The sequence below is a fragment of the Kitasatospora sp. NPDC093558 genome, from assembly GCF_040683475.1.
GTDB lineage: Bacteria > Actinomycetota > Actinomycetes > Streptomycetales > Streptomycetaceae > Kitasatospora.
Map to the genome: position 1 here is coordinate 1 of NZ_JBFBDY010001030.1, position 1,686 is coordinate 1,686.

A 1,686-nucleotide genomic window follows, 5' to 3' on the forward strand; every position below is an offset into this window, starting at 1 on the left:
GTGTTGGACTTCCAGGTGTAGTCGTTCACCAGCTCCGGCTGCTCGGCGATGGCCGGGATCCCAGGGCGCCGTGGAGGTCAAGCTTGAGGAGAGGGTACGAGAGGAGCCGTGACGCCGGCCCGCCGTCGTCGGCGGGCATGGGCGGTCGCCAGTCGGCGCGCCGGTTGGAACTCCGGTCTGCTGCGTGCCGCGGCGCCTGGTGCCTTCCACCGCCCGTCAACGGATGGGATTCGCCCGTTCGGCTGCGCATCGCGCGGTGTTCGTCGCAGATGGACGGATCGTGGAGGAGTACACGCCCGATCACGAGGGATGAGCGCCATGATGCTTCGCAAAGTGACCGTCGCGGCCTCCGCAGCGCTCGTGCTGTCCCTGACGGCCGCCGGCTGCAGCTCCGGCGGGGGCACGAGCGGCAAGAAGATCACCGTCGGCATCAAGTTCGACCAGCCGGGCATCGGCCTGAAGACCCCGGACGGCAAGTACACGGGCTTCGACGTCGACGTGGCCACCTACGTCGCCAAGCAGCTCGGCCACCAACCCGGCGACATCGTGTGGAAGGAAGCCAAGAGCGCCGACCGCGAGACGCTGCTCCAGCGCGGCGACGTCGACTTCATCGCCGCCTCGTACTCGATCACCCCGGCGCGCTCGGAGAAGGTCGACTTCGCCGGCCCCTACCTGCTGGCGCACCAGGACGTACTGATCCGGGCGGACGACGACTCCATCAGGAAGCCGGAGGACCTGAACAGCAAGAAGCTCTGCTCGGTCACCGGCTCCACCTCGGCGCAGAACGTGAAGACGAGGATCGCGCCGAACGCCCAGCTGCAGGAGTACGGCGGCTACTCGGAGTGCCTGACCGGTCTGGAGAACAAGGTCATCGACGCCCTCACCACCGATGACTCGATCCTCGCCGGCTACGCCGCGCAGGCCGAGTTCAAGGGCAAGTTCAAGCTCGGCGGCTTCAAGATGAGCAACGAGAACTACGGCATCGGCGTCATGAAGGGCAGCGATCTCAAGGCGAAGATCAACACCGCCCTGGAGAAGATGGTCCAGGACGGCTCGTGGGACGAGTTCGTCAAGAAGAACTTCGGTCCGGCCAACTACCACAACGAGCCCGCGCCGAAGATCGGCGTCATCGTCAGCTGAAGCCGGTACCCACGGCGCGCCGCCCTCGAAGCGGCGCGCCTCGCCCTTCCCGCATCCAGAAGGCCGGGAGTCACCGAACGTGTTCGACTTTCTCAACCGTTACGACCTGCTGGGGGCCTTCTGGGTGACGGTGCAGCTCACCTTCTACTCCGCCATCGGCGCCCTGGTCTGGGGAACCGTGCTCGCGGCCATGCGGGTGAGCCCGGTGCCGCTGATGCGTGGCTTCGGCACCGCCTACGTCAACACGATCCGGAACATCCCCCTCACCGTGATCATCGTCTTCACCTCGCTCGGCCTGTTCCAGACGCTCGGCGTCACGCTCGGCGCCGGCAACTTCAAGACGATCGACTTCCGGCTCGCCGTGCTCGGTCTGATCACCTACACCTCGGCGTTCGTCTGCGAGGCCCTGCGCTCGGGCATCAACACGGTGCCGACCGGTCAGACGGAGGCGGCGCGCGCCCTCGGCCTGACCTTCCCCCAGGTGCTGACGCTCATCGTCCTTCCGCAGGCCTTCCGTTCCGTGGTGGGCCCACTGGCGAACGTCCT

2 protein-coding genes and 1 pseudogene are annotated in these 1,686 nt (G+C 66.8%); all 3 read left to right on the forward strand.

Going from position 1 to position 1,686, the window contains the following annotated elements; genetic code table 11:
• Positions 1-223: 223 nt before the first annotated feature.
• Positions 224-301: pseudogene (locus tag AB0O00_RS38145) on the forward strand (amino acid ABC transporter ATP-binding protein); the annotation flags it as partial.
• A 17-nt stretch (positions 302-318) separates the two neighbouring features.
• Complete coding sequence (locus AB0O00_RS38150; RefSeq protein ID WP_363659279.1) at positions 319-1,140, forward strand: glutamate ABC transporter substrate-binding protein; 822 nt, start codon at positions 319-321, stop codon at positions 1,138-1,140.
• 79 nt (positions 1,141-1,219) lie between these two features.
• On the forward strand, positions 1,220-1,686 hold a 467-nt coding region (locus tag AB0O00_RS38155; RefSeq protein ID WP_363659280.1), incomplete at its 3' end, for an ABC transporter permease subunit.

Excerpts from the sequence above, each read along its gene's own strand:
- AB0O00_RS38150 (WP_363659279.1), top strand. The coding sequence starts at position 319 with ATGATGCTTCGCAAAGTGACCGTCGCGGCCTCCGCAGCGCTCGTGCTG.